Source organism: Pseudomonas sp. SC11 (assembly GCF_047039205.1).
Lineage (GTDB): Bacteria > Pseudomonadota > Gammaproteobacteria > Pseudomonadales > Pseudomonadaceae > Aquipseudomonas > Aquipseudomonas boreofloridensis.
In genome coordinates this window covers 3,616,502-3,636,109 of the sequence record NZ_CP178183.1, presented here as the reverse complement: position 1 = coordinate 3,636,109, position 19,608 = coordinate 3,616,502, and the positions used below count along the sequence as shown (strand labels likewise).

Here is a 19,608-nt window from a genome sequence, read left to right as displayed (position 1 = left end):
CGGTGGCGCTGAAAAACAAGGAGGGGGATTGTAGGCCGCTGTAGGACGGGTGCCTAGCACCCGCCCTATTGGAGCCAGTACCTCACTGCTGAACGACGTGGCCGAACAGGTTTTGCGCCACATGCACGCGGGTCTCGGCATCCTCGCTGATACCATCCTTGGCCAAGGCCTCGATGTGCGCCTCGATGGCATGGGTACGTTGGGTCAGGCCGCAGTCGTTGGCGATCTGAATATTCAAGCCCGGGCGGGCGTTGAGTTCGAGGATCAGTGGACCCTTCTCCTGGTCCAGCACCATGTCCACGCCGATGTAGCCAAGGCCGCACAGTTCATAGCAACTGGCCGCCAGCTTCATGAAACCGTCCCAGTTCGGCAATTGCACACCGTCCACCGAGTTGGTGGTGTCCGGATGCTTGCTGATGATGCGGTTCAGCCAGGTGCCACGAAGGGTGACGCCGGTGGCCAGGTCGACACCCACGCCGATTGCGCCCTGGTGCAGGTTGGCCTTGCCGCCGGATTGCCGAGTGGGCAGGCGAAGCATAGCCATCACCGGATACCCCATCAGCACGATGATGCGGATGTCCGGTACCCCTTCGTAGCTGATGCTCTTGAAGATCTGATCCGGCGTCACCCGGTACTCGATCAACGCGCGGTCGCGATGCCCGCCCAGCGAGTACAAGCCGGTGAGGATGCTGGAGATCTGATGCTCGATCTCTTCATGGCTGATGATCTTGCCCGACACCGTGCGATAGCGATCCTCGAAGCGGTCGGCGACAACCAAGATGCCATCACCCCCTGCGCCTTGGGCCGGTTTGATCACGAAATCGCTGCGACCGCCGATGATTTGGTCGAGCTTGTCGATCTCTTTTTCGGTCTCGATGACGCCGTACATTTCCGGCACGTGAATGCCGGCTGCCAGTGCACGCTCTTTGGTGATGATCTTGTCATCGACGATCGGATACAGATGGCGCTTGTTGTACTTGAGCACATAGTCCGCGTTGCGCCGGTTGATGCCCATGATGCCCCGGGCTTCCAGGGCCTTCCAGGTCTTGATCAGTCCGAACATCAGGCGTCAGCCTTCTTCAGGAATGCCTTGAAGCGCACGAGCTCGGTCAGGCGGTAGCCGCGGTAGCGACCCATCGCCAGCATGAAGCCCACCAGAATCAACAGCACCGCCGGGAAGGTGAAGACGAAGTACACCGCTTCCGGCACGGTCATCAGCAGGTGCGCCAGCGAGGCGGCGAACAAGGTACCGATGGCGACTTTCATCGCATGGCCACCACCGCGTTCTTCCCAAGTGATCGACAGGCGTTCGATGGTCATGGTCAGGATCACCATCGGGAACAGGGCTACCGACAGTCCGCGTTCCAGGCCCAGCTTGTGGCTGAACAGGCTGATGGCGGCGATCAGTACGACCACGAAGGTCAGTACCACCGACAAGCGCGGCAGCATCTGCAGTTTCAGGTGTTCGAGATAAGAGCGCAGCGACAGGCCCAAGGCCGTGATCACCGTGAACAGTACGATGCCGAAGCCCAGTTGCGTCTCGCGGAATGCCAGGGCGATCAGTACGGGGGTGAACGTGCCCAGGGTCTGTATGCCGATCAGGTTGCGCAGCACCAGGATCACCAGCACGCCGATCGGGATCATCACCATGATCATGAAGGTTTGCTGGGTTTGCAGTGGCAAGCCGTACAGGGAGTACTCGAGGAAATCGGCGTCGGTGTTCTCGTCGGTCAGCTTGGCCAGGCGGATGGCATTCATCTCGCTGTTGTTCATGCTGAAGGTGACAGTGGCTTTCTTGCCGCCGTCGACGGTGATCAGGTTGTCATCGCCCGTCCACCACAGCAGGCGATCGTTGGGCAGGCCTTGCTCGCCGGTTTCCGGGTTGAAGTACAGCCAGTCATTGCCGTTGAAGCTGCGCAGCCACAGTTCAGGGCTCTGCGGCGTATCGGCCACCAAGCGCACGGTATGGACCTTTTCCATCGGCACGTGGGCGATCGACAGCAGCAGGTCGATGACCTGGGCCTTTTTCAGAGGCGAGCTGTCACCGGCCAGCAGGAGCTTGGCGTTGTCGTCGTTGGGGTTGTTGACGCGCTTGATGGTCTCGCTGACGAAGGTCTCGACGTCGGCCGAATGCTGGCGAATAGGGGCCATGAGCGCTTCGGCGGCGATCTTCTCCGGACCCTCGACGGCCAGGCTGTCGCGGAAAGTCGGGCCTTTGATCTTGGCCTTTTCGGTGCTGTAGCGCTTGGTCAGGACCAGGCGGTAGTAAAGGGTCTGGTTACCGCTGGCGCGACGGGCCGACCAGGTGACCTTGCGGTTGCCGTCAGCGCGGTTGACGCTGACGCCATAGTTGTTGGAGATGAAGCTCTCGTTGAGACTGACGTAATCACGGTTCAGCGGCGGAACGTACATCTGGATCTTCACCGGGTCCTTGGGACTGGCGACGAACTCGACCTTGGCGTCGATGTTCCACAGATCGTCCGTCTCGTCTTCGGTCACCGGGATGCCGAGGACGAAGATCTGATAGCAAGTGACCGTCACGCCCAGCAACACCAGGATGGTGATCAGGACTTTCAGGTGCAGGGTCAGAGAGCGCATCGGGGTTACTCTACTTTGGGAGCTTCGGTGGCGCAGGCAGGTTTGCCGGCCGCGTATTTGAGGCTAGGGTCGACCAGCGCGTCGAAGTGCTTGAGCGCCTCGGAACCGATGAGCAGCGGGAACTGGAACGCGCTGCGGTCGGTGAGGTTGACTTCGATGGTGCGCAGGGCCTGACCCATGCAGATGTTCAGTTCGATCACCGGACGATTGGTGTAGGCCTTGCCCTGATCGGGATCGTAATCGCTGGCGCGTCGCTTGATCTTGCTGATACGGGCCAGGGGACGTTCGATGGGGTGCTTGTGGGCGGCGTCGATGGCCAGGTAGAAGCGTACCCAGCTCTCCCCGTTGCGCTTGAAGCGCTTGATGTCGCGGGCGCTGAGCGACGCGGTCTTGGCGCCGGTGTCCAACTTGGCGGCCACTTCGAGGTCGAGGTCGCCCAGGCGGGCGTATTCGTTCAGGCCGTACACGGTCTTCTCGCCCGCGTGGCCGAGCGCCGGCAGTGCGGCGAGGCAGAACAACAGTGAAGAAAAAATGGGTCTCATAGTCCTGGCGCGGTGCTGTCTGAGTTCGGGGCAGGGCGCGAGCGCCTCGTTCATCTGTCAACAGCATGAAATGATGACAGGCACACTATCCGTGATCCTTCGGGAGCGCGGCATTCTATCACGCCGACGTCTTGACGCCAGCGCGCTGCGATCAGACCGCAGCGTTGGGCGGTAAGTTCTGCGCTGGTAGATTGTCGACAATATGGTTTTCGCCTTTGACTATAAATCGGTTTATGGCTAAATTCAGGGTCGTAAGCCCTAAAGGTGTCGACAATAATGCTACAAGCACCCTCAGCCTTTGCCCCGGCTGCCGAGGATGGCGAAACCCTGTCCGAGCATGTGTTTCGCCGCATCCAGGCGGCCATCGTTAAGGGCGACATCGCGCCCGGCAGCAAGATCTCCGAGCCCGAGCTGGCGCGCACCTATGGCATCAGCCGTGGCCCTCTGCGCGAGGCCATCCACCGTCTGGAGGGGCAGCGTCTGCTGGTGCGCATCCCCCATGTCGGTGCGCGGGTGGTCTCGCTCGATCCTGCCGAGCTGGTCGAACTCTATGAAATCCGCGAGTCGCTCGAAGGTATGGCCTGTCGCTTGGCCGCCGAGCGCATGAGCGTGGAGCAGATCGACGAGCTGCGCCGCGTGCTCGATACCCACGAGCGCGACGCAGCCTTCCAGGCAGGGCTGGGTTACTACCAGCAGGAAGGCGATTTCGACTTCCACTATCGGATCATCCAGGGCAGCGGCAACCAGACCCTGGTGAAGATGCTCTGTGGCGAGTTGTATCAACTGGTGCGCATGTACCGTATCCAGTTCTCGGCCACGCCCAACCGGCCGCGCCACGCTTTCGCCGAACACCACCGCATTCTCGATGCCATCGCCGAACGCGACGGCGAATTGGCCGAACTGCTGATGCGTCGCCACATCGCGGCGTCCAAGCGCAACATCGAGCGTCACTACCAAGGCGCCGACAACACTAGTCCACGAGGTGAGTCATGACTGTGAAGAGCACTCCCGGCCAGCGTTTCCGCGATGCGGTCGCCGCCGAACATCCGCTGCAGGTGGTCGGGACCATCAACGCCAACCATGCGCTGCTGGCCAAACGTGCCGGATTCAAGGCCATCTACCTGTCTGGAGGGGGCGTCGCCGCCGGTTCCCTGGGGTTGCCTGACCTGGGCATCACCGGGTTGGACGACGTACTCACCGATGTCCGCCGGATCACCGATGTCTGCGACCTGCCGCTTCTGGTGGATGTGGACACCGGCTTTGGCGCCTCGGCGTTCAACGTGGCTCGCACGGTGCGCTCCATGAGCAAGTTCGGAGCTGCAGCCATTCATATCGAGGACCAGGTCGGCGCCAAGCGCTGCGGTCATCGACCGAACAAGGAAATCGTCTCGCAGCAGGAGATGGTCGATCGTATCAAGGCGGCGGTCGATGCGCGGACCGATGACAGCTTCGTGATCATGGCGCGCACCGACGCGCTGGCAGTCGAAGGGCTGAGCGCGGCCCTGGACCGCGCTGCGGCCTGTGTCGAGGCGGGCGCCGACATGATCTTCCCCGAGGCCATTACCGAGCTGCAGATGTACAAGACCTTCGCTGACCGAGTGAAGGCGCCTATCTTGGCCAACATCACTGAGTTCGGCGCCACGCCACTGTTCACCACCGAGGAGTTGGCAGCCGTCGACGTGTCCTTGGTGCTGTATCCGTTGTCGGCATTCCGCGCCATGAACAAGGCGGCCGAGAACGTCTACACCGCGCTGCGCCGTGATGGCACGCAGAAGCAGGTGGTGGACACGATGCAGACGCGTATGGAGCTTTACGATGCCATTGGCTACCACGCCTTCGAGCAGAGCCTCGATGCGTTGTTCGCGCAGAAAAAAGGCTGATGACCGAACAGGTCAGGCCCGATTAGCCAGCAAGACTTCATAACAATTTCAAGAAAGGAGAACCATCCCATGGCCGAAGCAAAAGTACTCAGCGGTGCCGGCCTGCGCGGCCAGGTGGCCGGGCAGACCGCGCTGTCGACCGTCGGCCAGGCCGGTGCCGGCCTGACCTACCGTGGCTACGACGTGCGTGATCTGGCAGCAGGTGCCGAGTTCGAGGAAGTGGCGTACTTGCTGCTTTATGGCGAGCTGCCGAGCAAGGCCGAGCTCGCCGACTACAAGCACCGACTGAAAGCGCTGCGTGACCTGCCGCAGGCGCTCAAGGAAGTCCTCGAGCGTATCCCGCGCGACGCCCACCCGATGGATGTCATGCGCACGGGCTGTTCGCTGCTCGGCACGCTGGAGCCGGAGCTGACCTTCGATGCTCAGCGCGACAGGACCGACCGTCTGCTGGCGCTGTTTCCGGCAGTCATGTGCTACTGGTATCGCTTCAGTCACCACGGCGTGCGCATCGACTGCAGCAGCGACGAGGACAGCCTGGGTGGTCATTTCCTTTATCTGTTGCACGGCAAGAAGCCCAGCGATCTGCACGTGAAGGTGATGAACGTCTCGCTGATCCTTTACGCCGAGCACGAGTTCAACGCCTCCACCTTCACTGCGCGCGTTTGCGCCTCGACATTGTCCGATCTTTATTCGTGCATCACAGCGGCCATCGGCGCGCTGCGCGGACCGCTGCATGGCGGCGCCAACGAGGCGGCCATGGAGCTGATCGAGCGCTTCCAAAGTCCGCAGGAGGCCAGCGCCGAACTGCTGCGCATGCTTGAGCGCAAGGACAAGATCATGGGCTTCGGCCATGCGATCTACAAGGAGTCCGATCCGCGCAACGAGGTGATCAAGGGCTGGTCGAAACAGCTCGCCGACGAGGTGGGTGATACCGTGCTCTACCCAGTCTCCGAAGCCATCGACAAGACCATGTGGGAGCAGAAGCGGCTTTTCCCCAACGCCGATTTCTACCATGCCTCGGCGTATCACTTCATGGGCATCCCGACCAAGCTGTTCACACCGATCTTCGTCTGTTCGCGGCTGACCGGCTGGGCCGCGCATGTCTTCGAGCAACGGGCGAACAACCGCATCATTCGACCCAGTGCCGAATACACCGGTGTTGAGCAGCGTCAGTTCGTGCCGATCGACCGGCGCTGACTCACCGGTCGTGGGGCTGCCTTGCAGCCCTGTTGCGATCCAAGACCGCTCCCGCAGGGGCGGCGCTGTACCTGTGGGAAGCGGCCTTGGGTCGCGAAAGGGCCGCGCAGCGGCTTCCGATGCCCGGCAATGCTCCTGCTACCGATCACCGTGACGAGCCTGATAACGACATGAACAGCGCATACCGCAAACTCCTGCCAGGCACCGGCCTGGATTATTTCGACGCTCGCCAGGCGGTCGAGGCGATCACGCCCGGCGCCTATGACCGTCTTCCCTACACCTCGCGCGTACTGGCCGAAAACCTGGTGCGCCGTTGCGACCCCGCGACGCTGAACGCCTCGCTGACGCAGTTGATCGAGCGCAAGCGCGACCTCGATTTTCCCTGGTACCCGGCACGTGTGGTGTGCCACGACATTCTTGGCCAGACTGCATTGGTAGACCTGGCGGGCCTGCGCGACGCCATCGCCGACATGGGCGGCGATCCTGCACAGGTCAACCCGGTGGTGCCGGTGCAGCTGATCGTCGACCATTCGCTGGCCGTGGAGTGCGGCGGCTTCGATCCGCAAGCGTTCGAAAAGAACCGCGCCATCGAGGATCGGCGCAACGAAGATCGTTTCCATTTCATCAACTGGACCAAGCAGGCGTTCAAGAACGTCGATGTGATCCAGCCGGGCAACGGCATCATGCATCAGATCAACCTGGAGAAGATGTCGCCGGTCATTCAAAGCGACCATGGCGTAGCGTTCCCGGATACCTGTGTCGGTACCGACAGCCATACCCCGCATGTCGATGCCCTAGGGGTGATCGCGATCGGTGTGGGCGGTCTCGAAGCCGAGAACGTGATGCTGGGGCGTGCGTCGTGGATGCGCCTGCCGGAAATCGTCGGCGTTGAGCTCACCGGCAAGCTCGACCCAGGCATCACCGCCACCGACTTGGTGCTCGCGCTGACCGAGTTCCTGCGCAAGCAGAAAGTGGTCGGCGCCTACCTCGAGTTCCACGGCGTCGGTGCTCAGGCGCTGACCTTGGGCGACCGCGCGACCATCTCCAACATGGCGCCTGAGTACGGTGCCACGGCGGCCATGTTCGCCATCGACCAGCAAACCCTCGACTACCTGCGTCTGACCGGGCGTGAGGATCGCCAAGTGCAGTTGGTGGAGACTTACGCCAAGGTCGCCGGCCTGTGGGCCGACAGCCTGGCCAAGGCCGAGTACGAGCGCACCCTGAGCTTCGATCTGTCGAGCGTGGTGCGCAACATGGCCGGTCCGTCCAATCCGCATGCCCGCGTGGCCACACGCGACCTGGCAGCCAAGGGCATCGCGGGGGCGTGGGAAGACGTGCCGGGGCAGATGCCCGATGGGGCGGTGATCATCGCGGCCATCACCAGTTGCACCAACACCAGCAATCCGCGCAACGTCATCGCCGCCGGTCTGCTGGCGCGCAACGCCAACCGCCTCGGACTGACACGCAAGCCGTGGGTGAAGTCGTCTCTGGCGCCGGGCTCCAAGGCGGTCCAGTTGTACCTCAAGGAGGCGGGCCTGGAGCAGGAACTGGAACAGTTGGGCTTTGGCATCGTCGCTTTCGCCTGCACCACCTGCAACGGCATGTCCGGCGCGCTGGATCCGGCGATCCAGCAAGAGATCATCGACCGTGACCTGTACGCCACTGCCGTGCTATCGGGCAATCGCAATTTCGACGGACGCATCCATCCCTATGCCAAGCAAGCGTTCCTGGCCTCGCCACCTCTGGTGGTGGCCTACGCCATTGCCGGGACCATCCGCTTCGATATCGAGAAGGATGTACTCGGCGTCGTCGACGGTCAGCAGATCCGCCTGATGGACCTGTGGCCGAGCGATGAGGAGATCGACGCCGTGGTGCGCGCCTCGGTCAAGCCTGAGCAGTTCCGTCAGGTGTACATCCCCATGTTCACCATCGAGGAGGACACCGGGCCGAAGGTTGCACCGCTGTATGACTGGCGCCCGATGAGCACCTACATCCGTCGCCCGCCTTACTGGGAAGGGGCCCTGGCCGGTGAGCGCAGCCTGCGCGGCATGCGCCCGCTGGCGGTGTTGCCGGACAACATCACCACCGATCACCTGTCGCCCTCCAACGCCATCATGCTCGACAGCGCTGCCGGCGAGTACCTGGCCAAGATGGGCTTGCCGGAGGAGGACTTCAACTCCTACGCCACGCACCGCGGCGATCACCTGACGGCTCAGCGCGCCACCTTCGCCAACCCGAAGTTGTTCAATGAAATGGTGCGCAGCGAAGACGGGAGCGTGAGGCAGGGTTCGCTGGCGCGCATCGAGCCGGAAGGCAAGGTGACGCGCATGTGGGAAGCGATCGAGACCTACATGCAGCGCAAGCAGCCCCTGATCATTGTGGCCGGTGCCGATTATGGCCAAGGCTCCTCGCGCGACTGGGCTGCCAAAGGCGTGCGCCTGGCGGGGGTCGAAGCCATCGTTGCCGAGGGCTTCGAGCGTATTCACCGCACCAACCTGATCGGCATGGGTGTGTTGCCGTTGGAGTTCCATCCTGGAACCACGCGCCTGACCTTGGCCTTGGACGGCAGTGAAACCTATGACGTGCTTGGCGCGCGTACACCGCGCGCGACCTTGACCTTGGTGGTCAACCGACGCGATGGCGAGCGCTTGGAGGTGCCGGTCACCTGTCGACTGGATACCGCCGAGGAAGTGTCGATCTATGAAGCCGGTGGCGTATTGCAGCGCTTTGCCCAGGATTTCCTGGAAGGCAAGGCCTAACCCACCTCTAGCCCCCTGAAGGAGGGGAATCGGACATGACACATGCAGCGCAAATCAAAATTGCCGCCACTTACATGCGGGGCGGCACCAGCAAGGGCGTGTTCTTCCGTCTGCAGGATCTTCCCGAGCGCGCTCAGGTGCCTGGGCCTGCGCGCGACGCCTTGCTGTTGCGGGTCATCGGCAGTCCCGACCCGTACGCCAAGCAGATCGATGGTATGGGCGGCGCGACCTCCAGTACCAGCAAGACCGTGATTCTTTCGCCAAGCACACGCCCCGATCACGATGTCGACTATCTGTTCGGTCAGGTGGCCATCGACAAGGCTTTCGTCGATTGGAGCGGCAACTGCGGCAACCTGTCGGCGGCGGTCGGCTCGTTCGCCATCGCCAGCGGTTTGGTGGACTCGACACGTGTACCGCATGACGGCGTCGCCACTGTACGGATCTGGCAGGCCAATATCGGTAAGACCATCATCGCCCATGTGCCGATCAGTGCAGGGCAGGTGCAGGAAACGGGTGATTTCGAGCTGGACGGCGTGACCTTTCCCGCAGCCGAAGTGCAGTTGGCGTTTCTCGATCCCGCCGCGGATGAAGAAGGTGAGGGGGGAGGGGCGATGTTTCCCACGGGTAATCTGGTCGACGACCTGGAGGTGCCCGGCATAGGAACCTTCAAGGCGACGCTGATCAACGCCGGGATCCCGACCATCTTCGTCAACGCCGCAGACCTTGGCTATACCGGTACCGAGCTTCAGGAAGCGATCAATGGCGATGCCGAGGCGCTAGCGCGTTTCGAGACGATCCGTGCCCAGGGGGCGGTGCGCATGGGACTGATCGACCACATCGAGCAAGCTGCCGGTCGCCAGCACACGCCAAAGGTCGCCTTCGTGGCGCCCGCCACCGGGTACAACGCTTCCAGCGGCAAGGCAGTGGCTGCCAGCGATATCGACCTGGTGGTGCGGGCGCTGTCGATGGGCAAGCTGCATCACGCGATGATGGGCACCGCTGCGGTGGCCATTGGCACCGCTGGTGCGATCCCAGGCACGCTGGTCAATCTGGCTGCCGGCGGTGGCGAGCGCAGTGCCGTCCGTTTCGGGCATCCCTCCGGCACTTTGCGGGTCGGGGCCGAAGCGCATCAGGTCAATGGTCAATGGACGGTGACCAAGGCCATCATGAGCCGCAGTGCGCGGGTGCTGATGGAAGGGTGGGTGCGGGTCCCGGGAGATAGTTTCTAGGTCATCCAAGCGTCTAGTCCTGAAGGGAGGTCAAAAGGTGTAAGCCTTCTTCAGGATGGGGCACACAAAAAAGCCCGGCACATTGGCCGGGCTTTTTCTTGTCGCTTGCAGCTTCTAGCTTGCCGCTGCCTTACGCCTGAACCACCGGGATCTGGGCGTTGGCCGCTGCTTCGCGGAACTCGGCGATCTGGTCGAAGCTCAGGTAGCGGTAGACGTCGGCAGCCATGCTGTCGATGTCCTTGGCGTACTGCAGGTACTCCTCGACGGTCGGCAGTTTGCCGAGAATCGAGGCGACTGCCGCCAGCTCCGCCGACGCCAGATAGACGTTGGTGGCATCGCCCAGACGGTTGGGGAAGTTGCGGGTCGAAGTGGACACCACGGTCGAGCCGGTCTGGACGCGTGCCTGGTTACCCATGCACAGCGAGCAACCTGGCATTTCCATGCGTGCGCCGGCCTTGCCGTAGATGCCGTAGTAGCCTTCCTCGGTCAACTGGTGCGCGTCCATCTTGGTGGGCGGCGCCAGCCACAGGCGAGTCGGGATACCGCCCTTGACCTTCTCCAGCAGCTTGCCGGCTGCGCGGAAGTGACCGATGTTGGTCATGCACGAGCCAATGAACACCTCGTCGATCTTCTCGCCCTGGACCTGCGACAGCAGGCGAGCGTCGTCCGGGTCGTTCGGCGCGCAGAGCACGGGCTCCTTGACGTCAGCCAGGTCGATTTCGATGATTTCAGCGTATTCGGCGTCGGCGTCGGCCGAGAGCAGTTGTGGATTGGCCAACCAGGCCTCCATGGCCTGCGCGCGGCGCTCCATGGTGCGTGCATCACCGTATCCTTCGCTGATCATCCAGCGCAGCAGGGTGATGTTCGACTGCAGGTACTCGGCGATGGCCTTTTCCGGCAGCTTGATGGTGCAACCCGCCGCCGAGCGCTCGGCCGACGCATCGGACAGCTCGAAGGCCTGCTCGACGGTCAGTTCGTCCAAGCCCTCGATCTCCAGGATGCGACCGGAGAAGGCGTTTTTCTTGCCCTTCTTCTCGACGGTCAGCAGACCCTGCTGGATGGCGTAGTAAGGGATGGCATGGACCAGGTCACGCAGGGTGATGCCGGGTTGCAGCTTGCCTTTGAAACGCACCAGGACCGACTCCGGCATGTCCAGCGGCATGACGCCGGTGGCAGCGGCGAAGGCGACCAGGCCGGAACCGGCCGGGAACGAAATGCCGATGGGGAAGCGGGTGTGCGAGTCGCCGCCGGTGCCGACGGTGTCAGGCAGCAGCATGCGGTTCAGCCAGCTGTGGATGATGCCGTCGCCTGGACGCAGGGACACGCCGCCACGGGTGCGGATGAAGTCCGGCAGGGTGTGGTGGGTGGTGACGTCGATCGGCTTTGGATAAGCAGCGGTGTGGCAGAACGACTGCATGACCAGATCGGCGGAGAAGCCCAGGCAAGCCAGGTCCTTCAGCTCGTCGCGGGTCATCGGGCCGGTGGTGTCCTGAGAGCCGACGGTGGTCATCTTCGGTTCGCAGTAAGCGCCCGGGCGAACGCCTTGGCCTTCGGCCAGGCCACAGGCACGACCGACCATCTTCTGCGCCAGGGTGAAGCCCTTGCCGGTGTCGGCAGGCTGCTCGGCTTTCTTGAACAGGTCCGAGGCACCCAGGCCGAGTTCGGCGCGGGCCTTTTCGGTCAGGCCGCGGCCGACGATCAGAGGGATACGGCCGCCAGCGCGGACTTCGTCGAGCAGCACTTCGGTCTTCAGTTCGAAGGTGGTGACCAGCTCGCCGCTGTCGTGGCGCTTGACCTCGCCCTTGAATGGGTAAACGTCGATCACGTCGCCCATGTTCAGGTTGGTGCAGTCGAATTCGATCGGCAGAGCGCCGGCGTCTTCCATGGTGTTGTAGAAGATCGGCGCGATCTTGGTGCCGAAGCAGAAGCCGCCAGCGCGCTTGTTCGGCACGTTGGGGATGTCGTCGCCGAAGAACCACAGCACGGAGTTGGTGGCCGATTTACGCGAGGAGCCGGTACCGACCACGTCGCCGACGTACGCTACCGGATGGCCTTTGGCGCGGACCGCCTCGATTTGCTTGAGCGGGCCGACGGAGCCGGGTTGTTCTGGCTCGATGCCGTCACGGGCCATCTTCAGCATGGCCAGGGCGTGCAGCGGGATGTCCGGGCGCGACCAGGCATCGGGCGCAGGAGACAGGTCGTCGGTGTTGGTTTCGCCAGGCACCTTGAATACGGTCAGGGTGTACTTGTCGGCGATGGCCGGACGCGAGGTGAACCACTCGCCAGCAGCCCAGGATTCCAGGACGGCCTTGGCGTGCACGTTACCGGCCTTGGCTTTTTCCGCCACGTCGTGGAAGGCATCGAACATCAGCAGGGTGTGCTTGAGCTGTTCGGCCGCGACGGCGCCCAGTTCGGCGTCATCCAGCAGCGCGACCAGCGTTTCGATGTTGTAGCCGCCTTGCATGGTACCCAGCAGCTCGGTGGCGTGCTTGCGGTCGATCAGGGGCGACTTGGCTTCGCCTTTGGCGAGCGCGGACAGAAACGCTGCCTTGACGTAGGCCGCTTCGTCGACGCCTGGCGGAACACGGTTGGTGATCAGGTCTACGAGGAAGGCTTCTTCGCCGGCCGGCGGGTTTTTCAGCAGCTCGACCAGGCCTGCAGTTTGTTCGGCGTTCAGCGGCTGGGGCACGATACCCAGGGCGGCACGCTCTTCGATGTGTTTGCGGTAGGCTTCAAGCACAGTTATTACCCTCATCAGTGGTCCCTAAAGGGAGTCCGGGACGCTCATCCAGCATTCCCCACACCCATGCGCGGTTCACGGCTTTTTGAGCCGTCCAGCCAGGGTCGCAGAGAATCCTTACAGAAGCTGCTTTCAAAGTTTTACGCCTGTAGAACGGAAGGCTGATGAGGGGTTGGCGCGGCCATGCAAGGGGCATGCTCCGGGCCAACGCCGTTCTACCGGATCAACTGTGCTCGTGACGCTTTGAAAACAGCTTCCAACGGACATGGTTGCCTTGAAAAGGCGGGGTGATTCTACGGCAAAAAAAGGCGGAAGGTAAGTTGCCGTCGCTGACTTTAGCCCGTGACCCCGGTTAGACAAAGGGCTAACATGCCCGGGTGTGCCACCCCCAGATCATTGTTTTCTCATGTCCAACCAGTCCATCAAAACGCCCTGTGTCGGTCTTTGCTCTACCGTGTATGGCGATACCGTCTGTCGGGGCTGCAAGCGTTTCCACCATGAAGTGATTCATTGGAACGGATACGACGAAGCGCAGAAGCGGGCTGTCTGGCAGCGACTGGAACAGTTGCTGGTGCAGGTCATGATGGCCAAGCTGGAAATATTCGACAGCGACCTTCTGCGTCAGCAACTGGAGCAGCGCTCGATTCGCTTTGTACCGCAACAGTCGGTGTATTGCTGGGCCTACCAATTGATCGCTCGCGGTGCCCGCATGATCCGTGATCTGGACGCCTATGGCATGGCCCTGCTGCCTGAGTTCCGCGAATGGGAGCTGCCCCAGTTGCGCGACGCTATCGACCGCGAGTTCTTCCTGCTGTCCGAAGCGCATTACGATCGTTACATAGCCCCCGCCTTCCTCAAACAGACGCAGGGGTAGCGATTTCTACCTGCCTGACGCTGCACACAACCGCCAGGGTAGTGCCTCATTTCGAGGAGGCACCTGTCATGGATTCATTGAAATTCGAGCCACTGATCAGTTTCACCGCCCGCTGCCAGTGGCAATTGGACGAGGCGCCAATGCATCCTGGGCAGTGGGACGAAGACAGCGATTTGCTGCGCCCCTTCTGGGTCGAATTCGATGATTGGAATGGCAATGATGGCTGGTTGATCACCAGCGCCGACTACAGCGAAGAGATGATCCAATCATTTCTGATCGACCAGTTGCTGGGCCCCCAGGCACGGCAGCGGCGTTTCTGCCAAAGTTTCTGGTTCGGCGTGTATCGCCACGCCACCGGCTTTTTCTATGAGGTCCGGCCCGCCTACGACGGAGACAATGTAGACTCGTGGCCACTCTTGGACTACTGGCTGAATGTGAGTCGCAACGGCTACTTGGGCTTCTACACGGCCCGCTCACCGGCGGGAAAGTGTGTGACCGAGCAGGCTCGTCTTGAGGTGCGTGACCCCTTTGGTGTTCGTGCCGGGGTGACATTGCCGATCGACCCACCGTTCGAGATCGCCACCCCTCTCTACACGCTCACCTGCTCACGCGGAACACCTTTGTGGCATGTTCCCGAACTCGATCCTTCGGACTTGGAGGCTGGCGACGTACTGACCAACCTGACGCTCCACAGTCCGTGGGGGCGACGCGTCCGGCGGGTTGCGGAAGATGTCGCCTACCTCAACGATCACCAGGGCACGAGCGGACGCTTCAGTTTGGTGATTCAGAACCCCTGTGTGCCCCCACACCCCAAACCCAAGGCCTGACTGCAGGCTCAGTCGCCGGTGTACTCGCAGCCGCTGGTGCAGGTCTCGTGGATGCGCACCTTGGACAGCTCCGGCAGCAACGGCTTGACCTGCTCCCAGATCCACTTGGCGATCACTTCGCTGGTGGGGTTCTCCAGGCCGGGAATGTCGTTCAGGTAGTTGTGGTCGAGGCGTTCGTAGATGGGTTTGAAGATCGCCTTGACCTCTGCGAAGTCGCGGATCCAGCCGGTATGCGGGTCGAGTGGGCCGGTCAGGTGCAACGCGACCTTGAACGAATGGCCATGCAGGCGTCCGCACTTGTGGCCGGCGGGAACGTTGGGCAGGCGGTGGGCGGACTCGAAGGTGAACTCTTTGAAAATTTCCACGCTGGCAGAACTCTGTGTGAATCGACAATGCGCGCAGTCTACCAGCATGCTTCCTACAAGGCTTGCAACCGTTCGTGCAGGTGCCCGCTGGCGACCAGTTCGAGTAGCTCATCGCCCAGGCGCTGGCTCTCGGCAATCGCCTTGTACCAGTAACGCTTGCGTGCCGGCGCATCACCGATGAATCGCTTGAAGTCGCCACGGTCTGGAAGCTTGCCGTAAGGCAGGGTCGCCAGATACTGCGGTGATGGCGTCATCAGCAGCACGTTCTGCAGGCGCGTCGCGTCGCCCCGGCGCCAGGGCAGTGCCTTGTCGAACCAGCCGGGTATCACTTTGCCGGTGAAGTGCGGGTAAAGCACCAGATCGTCACCGCAGTAGGGCAGGTCCAGGTGATAGTCCAGCAGACCGCCGTCGCGATAGGTGCCGGTGCCAGCGCCGGGAATGTCTCGTACCCCCTCCATCACCATCGGGATGGAGCCGGAAGCGAGCAGGGCTTGGCGCAGGTTGTCCAGGTGCAGCGGCAGGCAGCGTGACGGGAAGTCGGTGAGCGCATCCAGTGGAGGCGCGCAGCGGCCGTCGTGAAGGATCACCCGTTCGAAATGCCGAGCCAGGCGTGAACGGCCTATCAGATTGCTGGCGATGACTGAGGACAATCCCGCGCCGAGTGTCGCCCTACCGTCAAATGCCAACGCTCCATGGCTTTTGACAGCCAGAATGTTCAGCCGGTAGTTGGGGTTGGCAAGGATCTCGCTGTCCCGGCCTTGCAATAAGTCGTCGAGCATGCGCTGGCAGCTCTGGGTCACTTGCGCCGGAGTTACGCCCCTGGCGAAGTCCTGTTCGGTGTACAGCTCGCCCAGGCGGCGCAGGCCGGCAATGGGGTCGTTCAGGCAGGCACTGGCGAAGCGCCAAGCGCCTATCGAGGCGCCGATCAGCGAGCGCTGGCGCGGCGCTGAAGGTAGCAAATGGCCGAAGATCGCCAGGTCCAGGCCCTGGATGCCCAAGGGTTTGGGGCCTCCTGCGGCGCCAGGCAGTGTGCCGATATCGCCAGCGCGCAGGCCGCGTTCGCGAATGTGTACCAAGGCGCGTCTGCCCGCTTTGAAGGTCAGGGCGGGGTACTTGATATGGATGGCGCTCATGGCAGTCTCTAGTCGGGCAAGCACGCATTATAGGCAAGTCACCTGGGTGTGTGCCGAAGTGCTGGATAACGGCGCTATCATGTCGCCCGTTATTTTCAGGTTGAGTTAAGGGCTAATGATTAATCTCAAAGGCGTAGACAACTCGTAAAGTTCGATGGAGAAACATCATGAAAACCCTGACTGCTCTGTTCGCCGCCGCTGCTCTGACTTTCGGCACCAGTGCCGCGTTCGCCAAGGATGTCCAGCCCGACCAAGTGGTCAAGCTGGTCAACGAAAAGACCATCAAGTCGCTGGATGAACTCAAGGCGGCTGCGGTGGCCAAACATCCTGGCTCAACCGTTACCGACAGCGAACTCGAAGAGGAATATGGCCGTTACATCTACAAGGTCGAACTGCGTGATGCGCAGAACGTCGAATGGGACGTGGACCTGGATGCCAAAACCGGCGAAGTTCTGAAGGATGCGCGAGACAGCTGATGAACACCTTGCCGCGAGCAGTGCCTTGCCTGGCCTTGGCACTGCTGGTCGCCTGCCCACTGGCAAGTGCCCGTGACCTGGATCAGGATGAGGCCCTGGCGTTGCGCCAGCAGGGTGTCATCCTGCCGCTCGAACAACTGCTCGAAGCCGCCCTGGGGCGTCACCCCGGGGCGCGCTTGTTGGAGGCCGAGCTTGAGGAAAAACATGATCGCTACGAATACGAGGTCGAACTTCTGACCCCGAATGGCGTGGTTCGCGAGATCAAGTACGACGCCCGCACTGGGGTCTTGATCGAAGACGAGGAAGACGACTGAATGCGCCTGTTGCTTGTCGAAGACAATGTCCCGCTGGCTGATGAGCTTACGGCCAGCCTGCAGCGCCAGGGTTACGCTGTGGATTGGCTGGCCGATGGTCGTGACGCGGTGTTTCAGGGGCAGAGCGAGCCCTATGACCTGATCATCCTCGACCTCGGCCTGCCTGGTCTGCCCGGGCTTGAAGTGCTCGAGCAATGGCGCGCCGCCGCCCTGGCTGTGCCAGTTCTCATCCTCACAGCCCGTGGCTCGTGGGCCGAACGTATCGAAGGGCTCAAAGCAGGGGCCGATGACTATTTGAGCAAGCCTTTTCATCCGGAAGAGTTACAGTTGCGCATCCAGGCGCTGCTGCGCCGTGCTCGCGGCCTGGCCAACCAGCCGCGGCTGGAGGCTGCCGGCCTGCATCTGGATGAAGGGCGGCAATGCGTTACACGCGACGGCGTCGACATCCAGTTGACCGCTGCCGAGTTCCGTTTGCTGCGGTATTTCATGCTGCACCCGCGTCAGGTGCTTTCGAAAAGCCATCTGGCCGAACATCTCTACGACGGCGAGACCGAACGCGACTCCAACGTGCTTGAGGTGCATGTCAATCACTTGCGACGCAAGCTGGGTCGTACTGTGATCGAGACGCGCCGGGGTCAGGGCTATGTGTACGCCGGGAGTGCCGGCGGGTGAAGTCGATCCAGGCGCGCCTGAGCCTTGGTCTGGTGGTGGTGCTGGTGGTGGTCGGCGTGGCGGTGGCGCAGGTGACCCTTTGGCTTTTCGAGGCGGGCCTGCAACGCTACCTTGAAGCTGGATTGCGCAAGGAAAGCGAAAACTTGCTGGTGGCGCTCGTGCATGGGCCGCGCGGCTTGCAGCTGGACGAGCGACGAGTGTCGGCGGCGTACCACCGGCCGTTTTCAGGCTACTACTTTCGTATCGACTTCGCCCAAGGTACCTGGCGTTCACGCTCGCTCTGGGATCTGGACATGCCCAAGCCGGAGCGGCCAGGCCTGGATGATGGACATGAGCTGGGGCCCGAAGGCCAGCAACTGCTGGCTTATCGCGGCGATTACCGGCGTCTGGGCCAGCAGGTATCGATCAGTGTCGCGCAGGACTATTCACCTGTAAGTGCAGCGTTCAGGCGCCTGCAGCAGGTAGGTCTGGGCATGGGCGTGGTGGCCTTGGCGCTGATCCTGATCCTGCAGCGCATCACTATCACCCGCGCGCTGCGCCCCCTGGAGCGTGCCCGCAAGCAGATCGCCCAGTTACAGCAGGGTCAGCGTTCGCAACTAGATGCCGAGGTGCCAAGCGAACTGCAGCCGCTGGTGGAGCAGATCAACCATTTGCTCGCACACACCGAAGACAGCCTGCGGCGCTCGCGTAACGCCTTGGGCAATCTCGGACATGCCCTGAAAACGCCCTTGGCGGTTCTGTTGAGTCTGGCCGGGAGCGAGCGCCTGCGCGACACGCCTCAGCTCCAGTCGCAACTGCGCGAACAGCTGGAGCAGATCCAGCAACGTCTGACGCGAGAGCTCAACCGCGCGCGGTTGGCCGGCGATGCTTTGCCTGGTGCCCGGTTCGATTGCGATGCTGAACTCCCAAGTCTTCTGTCGACCTTGAGCATGATTCACGGCGCCGGGCTTACGATCGAGCAGGACGTTCCGGCGCGTTTGCAACTGCCATGGGACCGTGAAGATTTGCTGGAACTGCTGGGTAACTTGCTGGATAACGCCTGCAAGTGGGCGGACAGTCAGGTTCGCCTGTCGATCCGGTCAACGCCGCAAGGTTATAGGCTTTGGGTGGACGATGATGGTCCAGGTATTCCTGACCAGTCTCGACAGCAAGTGCTCGAACGCGGCTCTCGCCTGGACGAGCAAGTGGCGGGGCACGGGCTGGGCTTGGGTATCGTTCGCGACATTGTCGAGGCTTGGCAGGGCCAGATCGAGCTTCAGGAAAGCCCGCTGGGAGGCCTACGCGTCGATATCCGCTTACCGCGCAAGGGCCGCTGATCAACAGCAAGCTGTTCGTCGTTGCCTGCCCACCGCTATGCTTCAACCTGTCCATGCCCGAGCTTTGCCCACATGACCTTGCTGCCGCTCCAGCTTAGCGCTGCCCGCGATGCCGACCGCGATTTCGCTCGCGACTTGACCCGCCGAGCCATGCTTCCCTATTACCAGCAATTCGACCTGCTCTGGGTTGAGGACGCCTTCGATCAGGCCTGGGAATGGCGCGAGCAATGGCTGATTACCTCGGGCGGACAGGTGATCGGTTTCTGCAGTTTGAGCCAGGATAGCCAGGCACTGTTCATTCGCGAACTGCACCTGTTGCCTGAGTTTCGTGGTCAGGGCGTGGGTAAATGGGTCCTCGGTCAGTTGGCCTGTTGGGCGCAGCAACGCCGTCTGCCACTGCTGCGCCTGATGGTCTTCAGCACCAACCCTGCTCGGCGACTCTACGCAGCTACCGGTTTTGTTGAAATGGGCGAGGATGCCTGTTTCGTTCGAATGCAGCGCTGGGTCGACAGATCTGCCGCCGCCGCCACGTGAGAGTGTTTCTGGAGGGCTGAGAGGATCGGCTCGGACGGGTGGTAGGTGCTCGGCTTGTGTTCATTGGATCCAATGTGCATAGTGCGACCTTGGCACCGAGCTGAGCGCCCGTGGCTGCCTGCATCCCAGGGATGTCGGATGAGTCGATAAGG

At 62.1% G+C, this 19,608-nt stretch carries 18 protein-coding genes; 12 read left to right on the top strand and 6 right to left on the bottom strand.

The genetic code is table 11. The annotated features are described in order from the left end of the window. Positions 1–82: 82 nt before the first annotated feature. Genes ACK2SD_RS16255 through ACK2SD_RS16245 form a run of 3 tightly spaced genes read right to left on the bottom strand, consistent with a single transcriptional unit; the run spans position 83 to position 3,140 of the window. Complete coding sequence (locus tag ACK2SD_RS16255; protein WP_029613549.1) at positions 83–1,063, bottom strand: alpha-L-glutamate ligase-like protein; 981 nt, start codon at positions 1,061–1,063, stop codon at positions 83–85. Further along, the gene (locus ACK2SD_RS16250) at positions 1,063–2,598 is read right to left on the bottom strand and encodes an inactive transglutaminase family protein (protein WP_029613550.1); all 1,536 of its coding nucleotides are present in this window, start codon (positions 2,596–2,598) and stop codon (positions 1,063–1,065) included. The genes ACK2SD_RS16255 and ACK2SD_RS16250 overlap by 1 nt, the downstream gene beginning before the upstream one ends. 5 nt (positions 2,599–2,603) lie before the next feature. Beyond that, a complete protein-coding gene (locus ACK2SD_RS16245) occupies positions 2,604–3,140 on the bottom strand; it encodes an ATP-dependent zinc protease (protein ID WP_029613551.1) in 537 nt (178 codons plus the stop codon). 276 nt (positions 3,141–3,416) lie between these two features. On the opposite strand from ACK2SD_RS16245, the gene ACK2SD_RS16240 reads away from it, so the two are divergent. The 5 genes from ACK2SD_RS16240 to prpF all read left to right on the top strand — a co-directional run bounded on the left by ACK2SD_RS16240 (position 3,417) and on the right by prpF (position 10,205). Then, positions 3,417–4,133, top strand: coding sequence for a GntR family transcriptional regulator (locus tag ACK2SD_RS16240; protein WP_304484989.1), 717 nt, complete (start codon positions 3,417–3,419; stop codon positions 4,131–4,133). Then, positions 4,130–5,020, top strand: a complete 891-nt coding sequence (gene prpB / locus ACK2SD_RS16235) for a methylisocitrate lyase (protein ID WP_412460315.1) — start codon at positions 4,130–4,132, stop codon at positions 5,018–5,020. The genes ACK2SD_RS16240 and prpB overlap by 4 nt, the downstream gene beginning before the upstream one ends. 69 nt (positions 5,021–5,089) lie before the next feature. After that, a complete protein-coding gene (prpC, locus tag ACK2SD_RS16230) occupies positions 5,090–6,217 on the top strand; it encodes a 2-methylcitrate synthase (RefSeq protein WP_039576671.1) in 1,128 nt (375 codons plus the stop codon). Between the two features lie 170 nt (positions 6,218–6,387). Then, positions 6,388–8,976 (top strand): Fe/S-dependent 2-methylisocitrate dehydratase AcnD, encoded by a 2,589-nt coding sequence (acnD, locus tag ACK2SD_RS16225; protein WP_116887930.1) that lies wholly within the window; start codon positions 6,388–6,390, stop codon positions 8,974–8,976. 35 nt (positions 8,977–9,011) lie between these two features. Further along, a complete protein-coding gene (gene prpF, locus ACK2SD_RS16220) occupies positions 9,012–10,205 on the top strand; it encodes a 2-methylaconitate cis-trans isomerase PrpF (protein WP_412460314.1) in 1,194 nt (397 codons plus the stop codon). Positions 10,206–10,335: 130 nt separating this feature from the next. On the opposite strand, the gene acnB is transcribed toward prpF, so the two are convergent. Next, the gene (gene acnB / locus ACK2SD_RS16215) at positions 10,336–12,945 is read right to left on the bottom strand and encodes a bifunctional aconitate hydratase 2/2-methylisocitrate dehydratase (RefSeq protein WP_295483988.1); all 2,610 of its coding nucleotides are present in this window, start codon (positions 12,943–12,945) and stop codon (positions 10,336–10,338) included. Between the two features lie 406 nt (positions 12,946–13,351). On the opposite strand from acnB, the gene ACK2SD_RS16210 reads away from it, so the two are divergent. Together ACK2SD_RS16210 and ACK2SD_RS16205 are read left to right on the top strand one after the other, a co-directional pair. After that, the gene (locus tag ACK2SD_RS16210; RefSeq protein ID WP_037027936.1) at positions 13,352–13,819 is read left to right on the top strand and encodes a DUF1289 domain-containing protein; all 468 of its coding nucleotides are present in this window, start codon (positions 13,352–13,354) and stop codon (positions 13,817–13,819) included. A gap of 68 nt (positions 13,820–13,887) precedes the next feature. Further along, entirely contained in the window at positions 13,888–14,646 is a 759-nt protein-coding gene (locus tag ACK2SD_RS16205) for a hypothetical protein (protein WP_412460313.1), read from the top strand. Between the two features lie 8 nt (positions 14,647–14,654). On the opposite strand, the gene queD is transcribed toward ACK2SD_RS16205, so the two are convergent. Together queD and ACK2SD_RS16195 are read right to left on the bottom strand one after the other, a co-directional pair. Then, a complete protein-coding gene (gene queD / locus ACK2SD_RS16200) occupies positions 14,655–15,011 on the bottom strand; it encodes a 6-carboxytetrahydropterin synthase QueD (RefSeq protein WP_039576684.1) in 357 nt (118 codons plus the stop codon). A gap of 53 nt (positions 15,012–15,064) precedes the next feature. After that, positions 15,065–16,144 (bottom strand): patatin-like phospholipase family protein, encoded by a 1,080-nt coding sequence (locus tag ACK2SD_RS16195; RefSeq protein ID WP_412460312.1) that lies wholly within the window; start codon positions 16,142–16,144, stop codon positions 15,065–15,067. 167 nt (positions 16,145–16,311) lie between these two features. Here ACK2SD_RS16195 and ACK2SD_RS16190 point away from each other — a divergent pair, with 167 nt between their 5' ends. The 5 genes from ACK2SD_RS16190 to ACK2SD_RS16170 all read left to right on the top strand — a co-directional run bounded on the left by ACK2SD_RS16190 (position 16,312) and on the right by ACK2SD_RS16170 (position 19,456). Continuing rightward, complete coding sequence (locus ACK2SD_RS16190) at positions 16,312–16,620, top strand: PepSY domain-containing protein (RefSeq protein WP_412460311.1); 309 nt, start codon at positions 16,312–16,314, stop codon at positions 16,618–16,620. Beyond that, a complete protein-coding gene (locus tag ACK2SD_RS16185) occupies positions 16,620–16,934 on the top strand; it encodes a PepSY domain-containing protein (protein WP_412460310.1) in 315 nt (104 codons plus the stop codon). The genes ACK2SD_RS16190 and ACK2SD_RS16185 overlap by 1 nt, the downstream gene beginning before the upstream one ends. Continuing rightward, entirely contained in the window at positions 16,935–17,606 is a 672-nt protein-coding gene (locus tag ACK2SD_RS16180) for a response regulator transcription factor (RefSeq protein WP_029613559.1), read from the top strand. Then, positions 17,603–18,922 carry a sensor histidine kinase gene (locus ACK2SD_RS16175; protein ID WP_412460309.1) on the top strand — a complete coding sequence of 440 codons (1,320 nt, stop codon included), beginning with the start codon at positions 17,603–17,605 and terminating at the stop codon, positions 18,920–18,922. The genes ACK2SD_RS16180 and ACK2SD_RS16175 overlap by 4 nt, the downstream gene beginning before the upstream one ends. 81 nt (positions 18,923–19,003) lie before the next feature. Continuing rightward, complete coding sequence (locus tag ACK2SD_RS16170) at positions 19,004–19,456, top strand: GNAT family N-acetyltransferase (protein WP_412462332.1); 453 nt, start codon at positions 19,004–19,006, stop codon at positions 19,454–19,456. Positions 19,457–19,608 lie beyond the last annotated feature (152 nt).